The sequence below is a fragment of the Rhizobium sp. 'Codium 1' genome (genome assembly GCF_020889605.1).
Taxonomy (GTDB): Bacteria; Pseudomonadota; Alphaproteobacteria; order Rhizobiales; family Rhizobiaceae; genus Allorhizobium; species Allorhizobium algae.
Window position 1 is genome coordinate 235067 of sequence record NZ_JAJGPW010000005.1, and the last position, 16802, is coordinate 251868.

General features: G+C 61.8%; 15 protein-coding genes. 3 read left to right on the forward strand and 12 right to left on the reverse strand.

Annotation, left to right across the window (positions count from 1 at the left end):
- Position 1: 1 nt before the first annotated feature.
- The 3 genes from LJE98_RS14680 to LJE98_RS14690 form a co-directional block, all read right to left on the reverse strand.
- Positions 2–1285 carry a DNA polymerase IV gene (locus tag LJE98_RS14680; RefSeq protein ID WP_229575965.1) on the reverse strand — a complete coding sequence of 428 codons (1284 nt, stop codon included), beginning with the start codon at positions 1283–1285 and terminating at the stop codon, positions 2–4.
- Between the two features lie 69 nt (positions 1286–1354).
- Entirely contained in the window at positions 1355–2011 is a 657-nt protein-coding gene (locus LJE98_RS14685; RefSeq protein WP_229575966.1) for a hypothetical protein, read from the reverse strand.
- Positions 2011–2304, reverse strand: coding sequence for a DUF3572 domain-containing protein (locus LJE98_RS14690; protein WP_229575967.1), 294 nt, complete (start codon positions 2302–2304; stop codon positions 2011–2013). Before LJE98_RS14690 ends, LJE98_RS14685 begins: the two co-directional genes overlap by 1 nt.
- 138 nt (positions 2305–2442) lie before the next feature.
- Here LJE98_RS14690 and LJE98_RS14695 point away from each other — a divergent pair, with 138 nt between their 5' ends.
- Together LJE98_RS14695 and LJE98_RS14700 are read left to right on the forward strand one after the other, a co-directional pair.
- Positions 2443–2814, forward strand: coding sequence for a response regulator (locus LJE98_RS14695; protein WP_229575968.1), 372 nt, complete (start codon positions 2443–2445; stop codon positions 2812–2814).
- Positions 2815–2826: 12 nt separating this feature from the next.
- On the forward strand, positions 2827–4200 hold the full coding sequence (locus LJE98_RS14700; protein WP_229575969.1) for a PleD family two-component system response regulator: 1374 nt from the start codon (positions 2827–2829) through the stop codon (positions 4198–4200).
- 774 nt (positions 4201–4974) lie between these two features.
- Here the strand turns inward: LJE98_RS14700 and rpmG are convergent.
- The 5 genes from rpmG to topA all read right to left on the reverse strand — a co-directional run bounded on the left by rpmG (position 4975) and on the right by topA (position 12160).
- Positions 4975–5142 (reverse strand): 50S ribosomal protein L33, encoded by a 168-nt coding sequence (gene rpmG / locus LJE98_RS14705; RefSeq protein WP_003547442.1) that lies wholly within the window; start codon positions 5140–5142, stop codon positions 4975–4977.
- 90 nt (positions 5143–5232) lie between these two features.
- On the reverse strand, positions 5233–6414 hold the full coding sequence (locus LJE98_RS14710; RefSeq protein WP_229575970.1) for an MFS transporter: 1182 nt from the start codon (positions 6412–6414) through the stop codon (positions 5233–5235).
- A 255-nt stretch (positions 6415–6669) separates the two neighbouring features.
- Complete coding sequence (locus LJE98_RS14715) at positions 6670–7104, reverse strand: DUF983 domain-containing protein (protein WP_229575971.1); 435 nt, start codon at positions 7102–7104, stop codon at positions 6670–6672.
- A gap of 23 nt (positions 7105–7127) precedes the next feature.
- Positions 7128–9479, reverse strand: a complete 2352-nt coding sequence (gene rnr / locus LJE98_RS14720) for a ribonuclease R (RefSeq protein WP_420710155.1) — start codon at positions 9477–9479, stop codon at positions 7128–7130.
- Between the two features lie 5 nt (positions 9480–9484).
- Positions 9485–12160, reverse strand: a complete 2676-nt coding sequence (gene topA / locus LJE98_RS14725; RefSeq protein ID WP_229575973.1) for a type I DNA topoisomerase — start codon at positions 12158–12160, stop codon at positions 9485–9487.
- 244 nt (positions 12161–12404) lie between these two features.
- On the opposite strand from topA, the gene LJE98_RS14730 reads away from it, so the two are divergent.
- The gene (locus LJE98_RS14730) at positions 12405–12638 is read left to right on the forward strand and encodes a hypothetical protein (protein WP_229575974.1); all 234 of its coding nucleotides are present in this window, start codon (positions 12405–12407) and stop codon (positions 12636–12638) included.
- Here the strand turns inward: LJE98_RS14730 and dprA are convergent.
- The 4 genes from dprA to LJE98_RS14750 are packed head-to-tail and all read right to left on the reverse strand — an operon-like array spanning position 12591 to position 16637.
- Positions 12591–13748: a DNA-processing protein DprA gene (gene dprA, locus LJE98_RS14735; protein ID WP_229575975.1), complete on the reverse strand. Its 1158-nt coding sequence runs from the start codon at positions 13746–13748 to the stop codon at positions 12591–12593. The two genes, LJE98_RS14730 and dprA, sit on opposite strands and share 48 nt — an antisense overlap.
- Before the next feature lie 9 nt (positions 13749–13757).
- Positions 13758–14375, reverse strand: coding sequence for a glycerol-3-phosphate 1-O-acyltransferase PlsY (gene plsY, locus LJE98_RS14740; protein WP_229575976.1), 618 nt, complete (start codon positions 14373–14375; stop codon positions 13758–13760).
- Positions 14376–14391: 16 nt separating this feature from the next.
- Positions 14392–15684: a dihydroorotase gene (locus tag LJE98_RS14745; protein ID WP_229575977.1), complete on the reverse strand. Its 1293-nt coding sequence runs from the start codon at positions 15682–15684 to the stop codon at positions 14392–14394.
- Positions 15681–16637, reverse strand: coding sequence for an aspartate carbamoyltransferase catalytic subunit (locus LJE98_RS14750; protein ID WP_229575978.1), 957 nt, complete (start codon positions 16635–16637; stop codon positions 15681–15683). Before LJE98_RS14750 ends, LJE98_RS14745 begins: the two co-directional genes overlap by 4 nt.
- Positions 16638–16802: the final 165 nt, after the last annotated feature.

Consider the following 16802-nt stretch of genomic DNA (forward strand, 5'->3'; position numbering starts at 1 on the left):
TCTATCTCCTGGGGGGAAAGGTGTAGCCTGTCTGAACGGTACCCTTGCCGAACTTGTCGCGCAATTTGTCCATTGCGGCTTCCGCTGCTGCGCGCCGTCCAGCCTGCACGTCGACGAGATCGGGCGGATCGGCAAGCGCTGGATCCTGGAGGTCGCTCACCCCGATCCCGATCAGCCGAAACCTCGTCCCGTCAGTCTCTTTCTCCAGCAGCGACATGCCGGTCCGGAAAATCCGGTCAGCGAGCTGTGTCGGATCATCGAGCCGCCGGTTGCGGGTACGCAGCTTGAAGTCGGACGTCTTCAGCTTCAGGACAACAGTCTGGCCCGCAATCTCATGCCGCTTCAGCCGCCATGCGACTTTCTCGGAAAGCGCGCGCAGATGCACGACGAGGTCGTCGATTCGGTGGATGTCATCGAAGAATGTCGTTTCGGCCGAGACGCTCTTGGCCGGGTCATTCGGATGCACGGTGCGATCATCGATACCGCGCGAAAGTCGTGCCAGCCTTTGCCCCATAACCCCGTAGCGACGCATCAGCTCGGTCTCGTCCATGCTCTGCAACTGGCCGATCATGCGTATGCCATCGGCCTGCAGCGTCGCGGCCAGGGCCTTGCCGACACCCCAGATCATCGTCACCGGCTTGTCTGCAAGGAAGGAGAGCGCCTCGGCAGCGCCGATGACGGAAAAGCCGCGTGGCTTCTGCAGGTCGGAAGCGACCTTGGCCAGGAATTTGCAATAGGATAGCCCGACGGAGACCGTGATGCCGATTTCCTTCTCGATCCGTCCTGCAAGGCGGGCAAGCACCCGTGCCGGCGGCTCGTGATGCAGGAGTTCGGTGCCCCTGAGATCGAGAAAGGCCTCGTCGATCGAGATCGGCTGCACCAGCGGCGTCAGTTCCTCCATCATGGCCCGGATCTGCTGGCCAACGTGGGCATATTTCTCCATGTCCGGCCGGATAACCACCGCCTGCGGACAGGCCTCCAGCGCCTTGAACATCGGCATGGCCGACCGGACGCCGTGAATGCGAGCGACATAGCAGGCGGTGGAGACGACCCCGCGCTTGCCGCCACCGATGATCACGGGCTTGTCGATGAGCTCAGGATTGTCACGCTTCTCCACCGAGGCATAAAAAGCGTCGCAATCGATATGCGCGATCGAAAGGTCGAACAGTTCCGGGTGATAGACGAGGCGGGGACTGCCGCAGGAACGACACCGGCGCAGACCCTCTGCCTGCCCGGTCAGGCAGTCGCGACAAAAGCCGGTGTGATCATGGACGGAGCGCATCATTGCAGGAACAAAGGTTGAACATTGCCACCATAGGCCCCGTTCGCGGTGTAGACAAGTACCGCGACGGCGTCAGCCGTGACTTGCCACGTCCTGTGCGGTGAAATGTGATCGGATGAGCCTGGATGCCTGCGGCCAGTTTTCGACCCGTCGGACGGTCTCGTGCGGATCGGGTGCAAACTGGAAGATCTCGAGTGGTGGTGGAAGATAGACCAGCAGACAGCTGGGTACATGGTCACCGACCGAGTGAAGATTGTGGACCATGTCGTCGACGAAGGCGACGGGCAGGGGCCTTTCGCCGTGCAGCTTCGCGACCATCGGCCCCTTCGCCGCTTCTGTCGCGATCATCGGGAAGGTCAGTGCCAGCTGGTCGAGCAGCCGCCGCCGGATCTCGGCATGGCGTGGCGGCATGGCCGTCAGGAAGACGAGATCGGCCTCAGCGCCGAGCGCGTGCAGGCTGTCAACCGCATCGGCAAACGGCGTCTGCCAGCGTTCCTGCTCGACGAAGAAGTCGTCGATCAGGGCCTTTACCAAAGGCGCCTCCAGAACCCTGTCGTCCGTGCCGCTCACGATATTGCCGGTGAGCTTGAACGAGCGGGGCAGGAGCCGGTGACCGCGGGTCGCGAGGAACGCCTCGAATGGGGTCGCGAACTGCAAGACCACGTCGTCCACGTCACAGACGATCAAGGGGCGATCTTTGACTGTGATGTGGTCGATGTCCGTCAGCATCAGTATTCACCCGAATCGAGGCCTGGTCGAACATAGTGGTGATAGGCCGATACCACGGTTTCGGGTTTCGTCTCGGTGGCAGCACAGAAGGCCATCAGGGTCGGTTCGTGCTGCATGAGGAATTCGAGCATTCCCGCAAGAAAGCCGGGATCCTTCACTGCCTCGCGCAATTGACCTGGCTGTACCCCGGAGAGCGCAAGAAACCGCGACAGCATCTCGGGTTCATTTGCCAGCCAGCCGAGCACCGCAACCGCCGTCTCTTCGGCGCCAGACGGTATATCTCTGTTTTTCATCAAGTCTTTTCCCCCGACACCGCCAAATTACCGATTTCGAAACCAAATAGCACTAGCATGCTCGGTGACGGAAGATGCAACTCGCGCCGCGCCCGCCGTTCTGGGCTGCCTGAATGCGTGGGACAAAGGACCGGGTGAATGCCGAAAAAGGTTATGATTGTCGAAGACAACGAGCTCAACATGAAGCTCTTCCGCGATCTGATCGAGGCGTCCGGCTATGAAACGGTGCAGACGCGCAACGGCATGGAAGCGATGGATCTCGCACGTCGCCACAAGCCGGACCTGATTCTCATGGACATCCAGCTTCCCGAGGTGTCCGGGCTCGAAGTCACCAGATGGCTGAAGGACGATCCGGAACTGCATGTCATTCCCGTCATCGCTGTCACGGCCTTTGCGATGAAGGGCGATGAGGAGCGCATCCGCCAGGGCGGCTGCGAAGCCTATGTCTCCAAGCCGATTTCGGTGCCGAAATTCATCGAGACGATCAAGACCTATCTCGGGGATGCGTGAGGAAGAAGTGACATGACTGCGCGCATTCTGGTCGTCGATGATGTTCCCGCCAATGTGAAGCTGCTCGAAGCGCGGCTCATGGCGGAATATTTCGACGTTCTCACCGCGAGCAATGGCCGCGACGCACTCGACATCTGCGACCGGACCCAGGTCGATGTGATCCTGCTCGACATCATGATGCCGGAAATGGACGGCTTCGAGGTTTGCGAGAGGCTGAAGTCCAGTCCGCGCACGGCTCATATCCCTGTTGTCATGGTCACCGCACTCGATCAGCCATCGGATCGCGTACGCGGCCTGAAGGCCGGTGCCGACGATTTCCTCACCAAGCCGGTCAACGATCTGCAGCTGATCTCCCGCGTGAAGAGCCTGGTGCGCCTGAAGACGCTGTCCGACGAACTGCGCATCCGTCACGACACGACCCGCCAGGCGGGTATGGACGACATTCTGCGGCTTCAGGACGGCCGGTTGGAAGAGCAGGCTCATGTCCTGCTCGTCGATAGCCGTGCAGCCTCCCAGGAGCGCATCATCAAGTCGCTGAAGCCGATTGCCGAAGTCTTTGCCATGTCCGACCCGCAGGCTGCGGTGTTCGAGGCAGCGGAGAACACCTTCGACCTCATCATCGTCAACTGCAATCTCGAGGATTACGACCCCTTGCGCCTGTGCTCGCAGATCAGATCGCTGGAGCGCACCCGCTTCATTCCGATCCTGCTGATCACGGAACAGGGCGACGAGCAGATGATCATCCGCGCGCTTGATCTCGGCGTGAACGACTACATCGTGCGCCCGCTCGATCCAAACGAACTCATGGCACGCGCCCTGACACAGGTTCGTCGCAAGCGATACAATGATCTCCTGCGCAACAGCGTGCGCCAGACGGTCGAGCTTGCTGTCACCGACGGCCTGACCGGCCTCCACAATCGCCGCTATCTCGACACCCAGCTGCGCACGCTCTTTGCACGCGCCAAGGTCCGCGGCCGGCCGCTGACGATCTGCATTACCGATATCGACCGCTTCAAGCTGGTGAATGACGGTTACGGACACGATGCCGGAGATGAGGTGCTGAAGGAATTCGCCGGGCGCATCCGTGCGACCGTGCGCGGCGCCGATCTCGCCTGCCGCTTCGGCGGTGAAGAGTTCGTACTAGTCATGCCCGACACACCGGCAGAAGTGGCAGCAACCGTGGCCGAGCGCTTGCGGGGGATGATCGAGGCGCGGCCCTTCCAGCTCCGCTCCGGCGAGACACCGCTGATGCTCACGGCCTCCATGGGCATCGCCACGGTCGGGCCGGGGATCGATACGCCCGAGCAGCTGCTGAAACAGGCAGACCGTGCACTCTATGAGGCGAAGAATTCCGGCCGGAACCGTGTCGTCGCTGCTGCTGCCTGACCATCCCTTCGAAATAGATCAGTAGTTTCAGCGGTAGGCGCCGCTGTCAGCAAAGATTTGCACAGCTTTTTGCGGTCCCAGTTCGGCTATGGATTTGATCAATTCCTGCTGTCATTTTGAACAGTTACAAATCGACTTATCAACCGATGTCAGAATAGTCTTGCACCAAATGGGGCAGATGCCGGTGCCAGCCACCGGCAACATGCTTGCCCCGGTTTGTATTTATCTGAATATTAGCGTTCTCTTTGAGGGGGTGACCTAGGTTTGTGTGCTCCATGCTCTATGGAGCTCGTAAAATAGACTTCAGAAGAACTTGAATGGACTGGTAGTCATTTCAAGTTTCAATGTGTGTAGTACTGACGATTGTTGCCTAACGCCAAGTTCAACCTCTCGAGATTTAACCATATTCGTAGGCTGATCGGTCCAGCGGTTAATAAAATGTTGATTTTTGTCTCTATTTGGGAGAACTTACACCCAACAGACAAGGCCTCTTCGGAGGTTCAAGATACCCCATGATGCTCAGGTCCGCCGCATCTCCTGGGTCGTGGGGTCGGTCGGTTGGTATGCAACTACAAAACGGTTCCTCGTGCCGTGTTGCATGCCGGCCGACCCCCTATTCTAGAAGACACCGGTTTCCGCAAGGAGGCCGGTGTCTTTCGTTTTGGGCTTGTGACGACAATCTTGTGACGACAATCAAGGGGCGGGGACGAGGCAAAAGAAAAAGGCGCGCCGCAGGAAGCGGCACGCCTTTTTGGATAATCCGTCGATCAAGTCTTACTTGATCTTGGTTTCCTTGAACTCGACATGCTTCTTAGCAACCGGGTCGTACTTGGTCTTCGTCATCTTGTCCGTCATGGTGCGGCTGTTCTTCGTGGTAACGTAGAAGAAACCCGTGTCAGCCGTCGACAGAAGCTTGATCTTGATGGTTGTAGCCTTGGCCATGGTCGTCCTGCCTCTAATAAACGAAGCCGTGGACGACCGAACGAGGCCCACGGCAAATCTGGCGCGAAACTACAAATCGCGCCCGAAAAGTCAAGTGCGTTTCGGCTTAAAAAGCAGGCGTCCCAGGGAAAGCACCACATAGAGGGCGAAGAAGCCCGCGATTGCCCATGCAAAACCGTCATTGCCGGTGATGTCGATGGCAGCCCCGATCGCCTGCGGACCAGCAACCGTACCCACCGCATAACAGAAAATGAATGCGGCATTGGCCGCTGCCAGATCCGCGCCAGTGAGTCGCGAGCCGAGATGGCTCAAGCCCACGGTGTAGAGGCCCGAGACGCAGCCACCCCAGAACAGCAGCACCACAGCCATCAGTTGCCAGTGGCCGGAGAGCCACGGAAGCGTCAGCGAGCCGGCAAGGCCCACGGCAGCGAGGATGGACAGGAGCATGCGCCGGTCGCGCATCCGGTCTGAGAGCAGCCCCAGCGGGATCTGGAAGACCATGTTGCCAATGCCCATCACGGTCAGCAGAAGCGCCGCCTGGGTCTCTGTGAAGCCGCTGCGGGTGGCATAGATCGGGAAGAGCGACAGGCCGCCCGCCTCGACCGCACCGAAGACGAAAACGGCCACCGTCGCGGTCGGTACCAGGAAGATGTAGCGCAGGAAGTGCATCTCGGGCTTGTCACCCAGGACGGGGCTTTCGTAGCGCGCGATGTAGATTGGGATCGCAGCCGCCAGGATGGCGATGGCGCCCACCGCAAAGGGCAAGATGCCTTCACTGCCAAGTACCGAAAAGAGCAGGGGGCCGCAGGCGAAACCGACGGCCAGCATGGTGGCATAAATTCCCATGACCAGCCCGCGCTTGCGCGAGGGGGCCGCCGCATTGATCCAGAATTCGGAGAGGATGAAGAGCGTGGTCGTTGCGCCATGAAAGACGATGCGCAGCGGAAACCACATCCAGAATTCGGTCGCAAAGTAGAAGCCGACCGCGCTGACGGCCGAGAGCACGACAGCCCACAGCATGGTCGGTACGACGCCGAGTTTGTGGGCAAGCTTGGTGGTGACCGGTGCTGCCGCCATCGCAGCAATGCCGGCCATGGCGGAATTGAGCCCGATCAGCGTCGAGGAAATGCCCCGCTTCTCCAGGATGATGCTGAGCAGCGGCAGGCCGAGGCCAATCGCAATGCCGACGGCTGAGATCGCGGAAATGGCCGCAACCAGCGAAGGCCAGTGGATCTCCTCGCGGTGGCCGTGAAGGCCATTGGTTTCAGACATCCGCAACCTCGCGAACCGACCGGACCATGGGCACGAGAGCAGCCGGGGGCAGGGTAAAAATCTGCATGTTCAATGGCATATGGGTTTACGAGCTCCCCCGGGCATCCTTGATCGGCGCGGCATGTTCAGACTGGAAATCGTCCGGCTGTCAAGCTGCTTGGCATGCGGCACCGCGAATCACGGTTTACCGTAAAACTCAGTCCTATCGGTAAACGACCAAAGTCAGGTGACTGCTTTTCTCGGCACTCGCGCCTGTCACGAAGGCTCCGCTTCGTCCCTCTCTCCACCGAAGCCGTGCATCCGCAGCGCCCATTGCAGGCCGACGACCCCGCCCTTGATCGGCTGCAGGCAGAGGAGGGAAGTCACGACCCCGATCGGCGCCCAGATGGCGAAATGCACCCATGCGGGCAGAACGAAGACGAGGTCGGTCGCCATGAAGCCCCCGACAAGGACATGGCCGAGGATCAGGATGACGAGATAGGCCGGCAGGTCGTCCGCCCTGTGGTGATGATAGTCCTCACCGCAGGCGGCGCAATTGTCGACGACCTTCAGATAGTTGCGGAAGAGCTTTCCGGACCCGCAGGCCGGGCACTGGTTCAGCATTCCGCGCTTGATGGACCGGCCGAGCGGGCGCTCGGTCTTCCCTGCTGCGCCATATTGCATCGTCACATGGGTCTGGTTGGCGGTCATGTCCTGCCTCCGGGGCAAAAGTGTCAACGTCGCGAGCGCGGCGGACGTGTGCCTGGTTGTTTCTGGCCACGCCGTCCCGCCTTGTGGAAGGAGCGCGTGCCGGCCGGCATCTTGCGTCCCTCACTCAGCATTTCGAAGCGGAGCGCACCGGCAAGCGGCACGGCCTCGGCCAGTCGAACCTCGACGGTATCGCCGAGCTGGTAACCGAGCCCGGATTTTTCGCCCGTCAAAGCCTGATGCGCTTCATCGTAGATATAGTAGTCGCGACCGAGTGTGGAAACCGGGACAAAGCCATCTGCGCCAAATTGCGGCAGGGCGACGAACAGGCCGGATTTCGTCACGCCTCTGATCTGTCCGTCGAATTGCTCGCCGATGCGCCCGGCAAGGTGATGCGCGATCAGCCGGTTGACGGTGTCACGTTCGGCAGCCATCGCGCGCCGCTCGAAGGTCGAGATTTCGGCTGCGATATCCTCGAGGCTCGCCTCTTCCTCGGGCGTGATCCCGCCTTCGCCAAGGCCGACAGATCTCACCAGAGCGCGATGCACGATAAGGTCGGCATAACGGCGGATCGGTGAGGTGAAGTGGGCATACTTCATCAGGTTGAGGCCGAAATGGCCGATATTGTCAGGGCTGTAGATGGCCTGGCTCTGGCTTCGCAGCACCATCTCGTTGACGATGGTCTGATGCGGCGTGTCTTGCGCCTTGGCGAGGATTCCGTTGAAGGAATTGGACCGCATGTTGCCGCCCTTGACCAAGGACATGCCGAGCGTTGCGAGAAATTCGCGCAGCACTTCCTGCTTGGCAAGTGTCGGCGCATCATGAATGCGGTAGATCAGCGCCTGACGCTTCTTCTCCAGGGTCTCGGCGGCCGAGACATTCGCCTGGATCATCATTTCCTCGATCAGCTTGTGCGCATCGAGTCTCTCCGGCACATGCACGCGATCGACGGTGCCATCTTCCTTGAGAATGATCTTGCGTTCGGGCATGTCGAGTTCAAGTGGCTGGCGCCTGTCGCGCCCGCGCTTCATCACCTCATAGGCGTGCCAGAGCGGCTTCAGGATCGGCTCCAGCAGCGGGCCGGTCTGCTCATCCGGCTTTCCGTCGATCGCCGCCTGCGCCTGCTGGTAGGACAGCTTGGCCGCACTCTTCATCATGATGCGGTGGAAAGTGTGGCTCGCCTTGCGGCCCTCATGCGAAAAGACCATGCGCACGGCAAGTGCCGGCCGATCGACGCCTTCGCGCAGCGAGCAGAGATCGTTCGAGATCCGCTCTGGCAGCATGGGCACGACCCGGTCCGGGAAATAGACGGAGTTGCCGCGCTTCAGCGCCTCGCGGTCGAGCGCGGATTTCGGTCGGATATAGTAGGAGACGTCGGCGATCGCGACCGTCACGATCACGCCGTCAGGATTGTCCGGCGACGGGTCGAGCTCGGCATAGACGGCGTCGTCATGGTCCTTGGCGTCATGCGGATCGATGGTGATCAGCGGCAGGTTGCGCCAGTCCTCGCGATGCGACATCGAGGCAGGCTCGGCTGCTTCGGCCTCTGAAATCACCGATTGCGGGAAGATGTGCGGAATGCCATGTGCATGGATCGCGATCATCGAGATCGCCTTTTCCGAGGCGACCGATCCGACGACGGTGAGCACCTTGGCCCGCGTCAGGCCGAAACGGGAAGCCCGCGCGACCTCCACTTCGACCAGGTCGCCATCCTTGGCGTCGCTGATATCGGTGGCGTCGATCTGCATTTCCTCGCCGCGCCGCTCGATTGGCATGAGCCGTGCGCCACCCTCCGGCATCATGCGCACCACACCCATGACCGCGCCGACATGCCGGTCGAGGATCTTGATGACCCGGGCCGTGTAGGCCGGACCCGAGCGGTCCTTGTTGGCAAAGATCTTGGCGAGTACCCGGTCGCCGAGGCCGCCGACAGGCGCCTTTCCCTTGGAACGATCGGAACTCGACTGGCGGATCAGCACCGCCGGTGCAGCTCCGGCCTCTTCTGGCCATTCCGCCGGGCGCCCGATCAGTTCGCCGTCCTTGTCGCGGGTGGTGATGTCGAGCACGGTGACCGGCGGCAGGGCGCCCGGCCTCGTCAGCGACTTGCGGCTCTTCTGCACCAGCCCGTCGTTTTCGAGATCCTTCAACGCCTGCTTCAGCTCGACCCGCTGCTCACCCTTCAACCCGAAGGCCTTGGCAATCTCGCGCTTGGAGGCCCGGTCGGGATTATCGGTAATAAACTGCATCAGGACGTCGCGCGGCGGAACCTCCCCGTGGATCAAGGCCGTGGGGTTTTCGCTCCGGGCCTTGGCCGCGCCCTCCGCACGCCGGCTCTTGCGGTTGCCGGAGCCAGGGGAGCGGGAGGTGTCGCGGGTCATTTTGCTCAAGTCGCACTCTTCTTCGTTGTTTTTGCCTTCGCCGGAGCTTTGGCCTTCGGCTTGGCGGCTGCCTTCTTCGGCTTCGCTGCAGCACCGTCTTCCGACTTTGCCTTCGCTGCCTTGGCCGGAGCCTTCTTCGCCTTCGTCTTGCCGCCATCCTTGGCCGCGCGTTCGGCGATCAGCACCAGCGCTTCCTCGACGGTGACCGCCTGCGGATCCTTGCCCTTCGGCAGGGTGGCATTCACCTTGCCCCAATTGACATAGGGGCCGAAGCGACCGTCACGGACGGTCATTGCACCACCATCGGGATGCTCTCCGAGTTCCTTGAGGGCCACGGCTGCCGTACGGCCACGGCCACCCGGATTGGCCTTCTTTTCGGCGAGCACGGTAACGGCGCGGTTGAGGCCGATCGACAGAACGTCCTCGATGCCTTCGAGATTGGCATAGGTGCCGTCATGCAGCACGAAGGGTCCGTAGCGCCCGAGGCCCGCCGAGATCATCTTGCCGGTTTCCGGGTGTGCCCCGACGTCGCGCGGCAGCGACAGCAGCGACAAGGCTTTCTCAAGGTCAATATCGGCTGGCGCCCAGCCCTTCGGCAGCGAGGAGCGCTTAGCCTCCTTGCCGTCGCCGCGCTGGACGTAAGGCCCGAAACGGCCGGAGCGCAGCGTGATTTCTTCCTCGGTCACCGGATCCTTGCCCAGCGCCCGCGGTTCATTATTGCCGTTCGCTTCCGCTTCCGCGCCACCTTCCGAGCTCAGCTGTCGGGTGAAGTTGCATTCCGGATAGTTCGAGCAGCCGACAAAGGCGCCATACTTGCCGAGCTTCAGCGACAGATTGCCGGTGCCGCAGACCTGGCAGATGCGCGGATCGGACCCGTCCTCGCGCTTTGGAAACACCAGTGGGGCCAGCGCCTCGTTCAGTGCATCCAGAACATTGGTGACGCGCAGTTCCTTGGTGTCTTCGATCTGGGCGAAGAAGTCCTGCCAGAAGGCGCGCAGCACGTCCTTCCAGTTCAACTCTCCGGCAGAGATCTTGTCGAGCTTCTCTTCGAGATCGGCCGTGAAATCGTATTCGACGTATTTGGTGAAGAAGTTCTCGAGGAAAGCCGTGACCAGCCGACCCTTCGAATGGGGGATCAGCTTGCGCTTGTCCATGATGACATATTCGCGGTCGCTGAGCGTCTTTAGCGTCGCAGCATAGGTGGAGGGGCGGCCGATGCCGAGCTCTTCCATCTTCTTGATCAGCGAGGCTTCCGAATAGCGCGGCGGCGGCTCGGTGAAATGCTGGCTCGAATTGACCTTTTGCTTGGCCAATGCCTCCCGGGCATTGATCTCCGGAAGACGGCCATCCTCGTCGTCACCGTCCTCTGCCGGCTCGCCCTCTTCGCGCTGGTCGGTATAGGCGGCGATGAAGCCGTCGAAGCGGATGACGGAGCCAACGGCGCGAAGCCCGGCCTTGTCACCCTTGTTGTCGGCCAGGATCTCGACCGTCGTGCGCTCGATTTCGGCAGATGCCATCTGGCTTGCAATGCCGCGCTTCCAGATCAGGTCGTAAAGACGCAACTGGTCGGCATCGAGGAAGCGGCGCACCTTGTCCGGCGAGCGATTGAAATCGGTCGGGCGGATCGCTTCGTGCGCTTCCTGGGCATTCTTCGCCTTGGTCGAGTAGATGCGCGCCTTTTCCGGCACGTAGCGCGGGCCGAACTGGTCGGCGACAGCGGACCGGGCAGCCTCGATCGCCTCGGGTGCCATCTGGACGCCGTCGGTACGCATATAGGTGATCAGACCGACGGTCTCGCCGCCGATGTCGATGCCTTCATAGAGCTTCTGCGCCACCTGCATGGTGCGCGAGGCCGAGAAGCCGAGCTTCGACGATGCCGCCTGCTGCAATGTCGATGTCGTGAAAGGCGGGCCCGGATTGCGCTTGACCGGCTTTGCCTCGACACTGTCGACGGCAAAGGCTGCGCCCTCGAGCAAGGCCTGGATGCCCGCTGCCTGGTCGCCATTGGTCACCGAGTTGCGCTGCATGCGCTTGCCCTGGTGCGAAACGAGCTTCGCCACGAATTCTTCGCCGCGCGGCGTCTTCAGGAGGGCCGAAATATTCCAGTATTCCTCGGCGACGAAGCGTTCGATCTCGGTTTCGCGATCGCAGACGAGGCGCAAAGCCACCGACTGGACGCGGCCGGCGGAGCGGGCGCCGGGCAGCTTGCGCCAGAGCACCGGCGAGAGATTGAAGCCGACGAGATAGTCCAGTGCACGGCGGGCGAGATAGGCATCGACGAGCGGTGTGTCGATGTCGCGCGGATTGGCCATTGCGTCGAGCACGGCCTTCTTGGTGATCGCGTTGAAGACGACGCGCTTCACCGGCTTGTCGCCGATCACCTTCTTCTTCTTCAGAAGATCGAGCACATGCCAGGAAATGGCTTCACCTTCGCGATCAGGGTCGGTCGCGAGAAACAGGCCGTCTGAGGATTTCACCGCATCGGCAATATCCTTCATCCGCTTTTGCGAGGCTGTATCGACCTCCCAGAACATCTCGAAGTCTTGGTCCGGCAGAACGGAGCCATCCTTGGCCGGCAGATCGCGCACATGGCCGAATGAGGCGAGCACCGTGTATCCGGGACCCAGATACTTGTTGATCGTCTTGGCCTTGGCCGGGGATTCTACGACTACGACGTTCATTGGACAGATGTACCTTCAACGCATCCGATCAGCGGCACCGCACCACAGTCTTCGGAACACGGTTTTCCGACATGGAGGGCGAAACGGCTGCGGTCAAGAGGCGAGGCTTATTTTCCGGCCTTTCGGCCGATGCAACCTGTGGGGGATCATTGGTAGATTGCAATCTAGGATAAATGCTCTATTGTGGTGTGGAGAGCAGCGAGGCCGTGGTTGCAGCGACCTCCGGGGACGACGGGCGAGAGCGATGACACGAGACACAGTCGATTCGAATGATCGCGGTAACCGCACGATGGAAAAAATCGCATACATCAGACAGATGCTCGCCGAATTGCGGCTGGTCGCCGAAAACGAAGGCGCCGATATGCTGTGTTATCTGATCGAGATGGCCTATGTGGAGGCGGGCGACGTCCAGTCCGGCCGCCGTTCGCTGTCAATCAATCATGCTCAGCGAAACAAATCCACCCGCATGCCGCTCTAGGCGCCCGGCAATGTCCAGTTCCAGCAGAACCAGGTAGACGGACGAGGCCGGCAGGCCCGTATGACGGATGATGTCATCGATCTCGACCGGCGTCGGCCCAAGTGCCTGGATGATGATCAGGCGCTCGTCGTCGTTCGGGGGCGGGGCCAGCGGACGCTCGCCGGGATCGCCATCGCCGGGTTCACCCGCCTCGGTCTGCGAGAAGAGATCGACGTCCGATATCGGTGCGAGCGCCTGCAGCACGTCCTGCGAACGCGTCGTGACCGTCGCGCCATCCTTCAGCAGACCATTGGTCCCCTCGCAGCGCGGATCCAGCGGTGATCCAGGGACGGCAAAGACCAGCCGTCCGAATTCGCCGGCCAGTCGCGCCGTGATCAGCGACCCGGAGCGAGCGGCCGCCTCGATCACCACGACGCCGAGAGCCACGCCGGCGATCAGTCGGTTGCGCCTCGGAAAGTCCCGCGCCCGGGGCTCCCAGCCGAACGGCATCTCCGAGATGGCAAGCCCCCGGCCTTCGCAAATCTGGGCGAGGAGGTCGATGTTTTCAGGGGGATAGGGCTGGTCCAGCCCCCCGGCCATCGCAGCGATCGTTCCCGTCTCGAGGCTTGCTCGATGGGCGGCCGCATCGATCCCCCGTGCAAGCCCGGAGACGATGCCGTAGCCCGATAGCCCGATCTCCCTTGCCATCATCGCTGCGAATTTCGCACCGCTGATCGAGGCATTGCGCGAGCCGACAATCCCGACGGTGGGAAGCGTGGCGACACTGAGGTCGCCCTTGGCCGCGATCAAGGGAGGGGCGGCGTCGATCTGTCTGAGAGCGGGCGGATAGTCCGGTTCGCCGATGCCGATGAAGCAGGCCCCGAAACGATGGGCGGTTTCGATCTCGCGCTCGGCATCCGCTGTCGTCGCGATGCGGATGGCGCGTGTCGAACCACCCCGGCGCGACAGTTCGGGAAGCGCGTCGAGTGCGGCCTCCGCCGAGCCGAAATGATTGATCAGATCGCGGAATGTGGAGGGGCCGACATTGTCGCTGCGGATCAGCCGCAACCACGCGATCCTTTGTCGATCCGTCAGCGCAATTCCCTTCCGTCCTGCGCCGACTGACCCCATGGCCTTCCTCTAGCCTTTTTGACCGATCTTGCCCTCGGTGCCCGCGACGAGACGCTGGATATTTGCCTTGTGACGCCAGAAGGTGATGGCCGTCATGGCCGCGGTGACGAGGGCCGTCTCCTCAACCCCCAGTATCCACAATACAACCGGAATGACAAGTGTGGCGACGAGCGCCGACAACGAAGAGTAGCGTGTCAGGAAAGCGACCGAAAGCCAGACGACGGCAAAGACCAGCACCATCAGCGGGGCAACACCGAGCAGCGTGCCGATATAGGTCGCAACGCCTTTGCCGCCCTTGAAACCAAGCCAGACGGGGAAGAGATGGCCGATGAACGCGGCAAAGCCGGCGAACAGTCCGGCATTGTGGCCGAAGACCGCCTGGGCAATGAGCGCTGCAGCGGTTGCCTTCAGTGCATCGAGCAGCAGCGTGGCGGCAGCCAGCTTCTTGTTGCCGGTGCGCAGCACATTGGTCGCGCCGATATTGCCAGACCCGATCGACCGCAGGTCGCCGAGCCCGGCCATCCTGGTCAACAGCAGGCCGAAGGGGATGGAACCAAGCAGGTAGCCGAGCACGAGCACGATGGCGAGGTTTGGAAAGCCGAGAGCGGAATAGTCGACGATAGGCATTTCTGTCCCCTCTATCTTAAAGCGAGTGCACGCATCGGCCGGCGACATAGGTCGCAACGGCCCGGCCCGAGAAGCGGGCATCTTCGAATGGCGTGTTTTTCGAGCGCGCAAGCAGGCTGTCGCGCGACACGAGCCACGGCTCATCGAGGTCAACAAGGGTGATGTCGCCAGGCGCACCCGGTTTCAGCGTGCCGCCGGGCAGGCCGAAGATCTCTGCCGGCCGCGTCGTCATGGCCTCGATCAGCCGCATCAGCGGCACCTGGCCGGCATGGTGCAGGCGAAGCGCGGCCGCCAGCATCGTTTCGAGCCCGATCGCACCATCCGCCGCCTCGCCGAAGGGCAGACGCTTGGTGTCGACATCCTGCGGATCATGCGAGGAGACAATGATGTCGATCTGCCCCTTCGCGAGCGCATCGACCATGGCCATGCGGTCGTCTTCCGAGCGCAACGGCGGATAGAGCTTGAAGAAGCTCCGGTACTCGCCGATGTCGTTTTCGTTGAGGCTCAGGTGGTTGATCGAGATGCCGCAGGTGACCTTGGCGCCGCGCTTGCGGGCGACTTCGATCGCCTCCACCGATTCCGGCACCGAGATCTGCGAGGCGTGGTATTTCGCGCGGGTCAGGGCTGCGATGCGCAGGTCCCGTTCCAGCGGAATGATCTCGGTTTCGCGCGGGATGCCGCCGAGCCCGAGCCAGCTTGCGAGCAGTCCTTCGTTCATCACGCCGTTCGCGGCCAGATATTTCTCGCGGGTTTCAAGCGCGATCACGGCGCCGAATTCGCGGGCGTAAGTCATGGCCCGTCGCAGGACCTGCGTGTCATTGAGCCCGTAGCGACCATTGGTGAAGGCGACAGCTCCGGCTTGCTGCAGCAGTCCCATCTCCGTCATCTCGGCACTTTTCAGCCCCTTGGTCAGGGCCGCCGCCGGATAGACGTTGACATCGGCCGTGTCGCGGGCGGTCTTCTTGACGAATTCGACGAGCGCGATGTCGTCGATGACCGGATCCGTTTCCGGCATCATGATGAAGGAGGTGATGCCGCCGGCCGCTGCCGCACGGCTCGCGGACGCGATCGTCTCGCGGTGCTCGGCACCCGGTTCGCCGACGAAGACGCGCGCATCGACCAGACCCGGAATGGCGGTCAGCCCTCGGGCATCGCGGATTTCGGCACCTTCCGGCGCGCCTTGGTTCTGCGCATCGGCGCCGGACGCGACGATCAGCCCGTCATGGCCGACGATGATGGTGCCGACTTCGTCGAGCTTGCGCGAGGGGTCGAGGATCCGTGCATTCTTGAGGACAAGCGGCTTTTTCATGCGCCCATTCCCTCCGAACGCGGACCCTGGTTCTGCGAGACCAGCAGCGTCTCCATGACGGCCATGCGCACGGCCACCCCCATCTCGACCTGGCTCTCGATCACGCTCTGCGGTCCATCGGCCACTTCCGAGGCAATCTCGACGCCGCGGTTCATCGGACCCGGATGCATCACGAGCGCATCTTCTTTCGCAGCCTTCAGCTTTTCGGCATCCAAGCCATAAAAATGGAAGTATTCGCGCACCGAAGGCACGAAGGAACCGGACATGCGCTCGCGCTGCAGGCGGAGCATCATGACGACGTCGGCATCCTTGAGACCTTCCTTCATGTCGTGGAAGACCTCGCAGCCCATGTCGGCGATCCCGGCCGGCAGCAGTGTCGCGGGCGCAACCACCCGGACACGGGCGCCCATGGCATTGAGCAACAGGATGTTGGAGCGCGCGACGCGCGAATGCAGCACGTCACCGCAGATCGCGACGATGATGCGGGACAGCTTGCCTCTGGCGCGGCGGATGGTGAGCGCGTCGAGCAGCGCCTGCGTCGGATGCTCGTGCTGGCCGTCCCCGGCATTGACCACCGAGCAGGCGACCTTCTGCGAAAGAAGGGCAGCGGCACCCGCCGAGGAATGCCGCACGACGAGCACATCCGGTCGCATGGCATTCAGCGTCATGGCCGTGTCGATCAGCGTTTCGCCCTTTTTGACGGATGAATTGCCGACCGACATGTTCATCACGTCGGCGCCAAGGCGTTTTCCCGCAAGCTCGAAGGAGGCTTGCGTTCGCGTCGAGGCTTCGAAGAACAGGTTGATCTGGGTGAGGCCACGCAGCGTGGAAGTCTTCTTCTCCCGCTGGCGGCTGATTTTGACGGCTTCGTCTGCCTTGTCGAGGAGGAACGTGATGTCCTGCTCGGTAAGGCCTTTGATGCCGATTAGATGGCGATGGGGAAAGAAGACCAATGGACGTCCTCCTGAGATGTCACGCGGTCTATAAAGTGTGGGATCGGGCCGGGCAAGCACATGCTAGGTGGATTGACGCGCGGTCCCCATGTAATAGGAGCGGAGAGACGGTAGGGGACACCGGCGCAGCAGGCGCCCTGGAGGCTTCTGCCGCATTGGAAATTA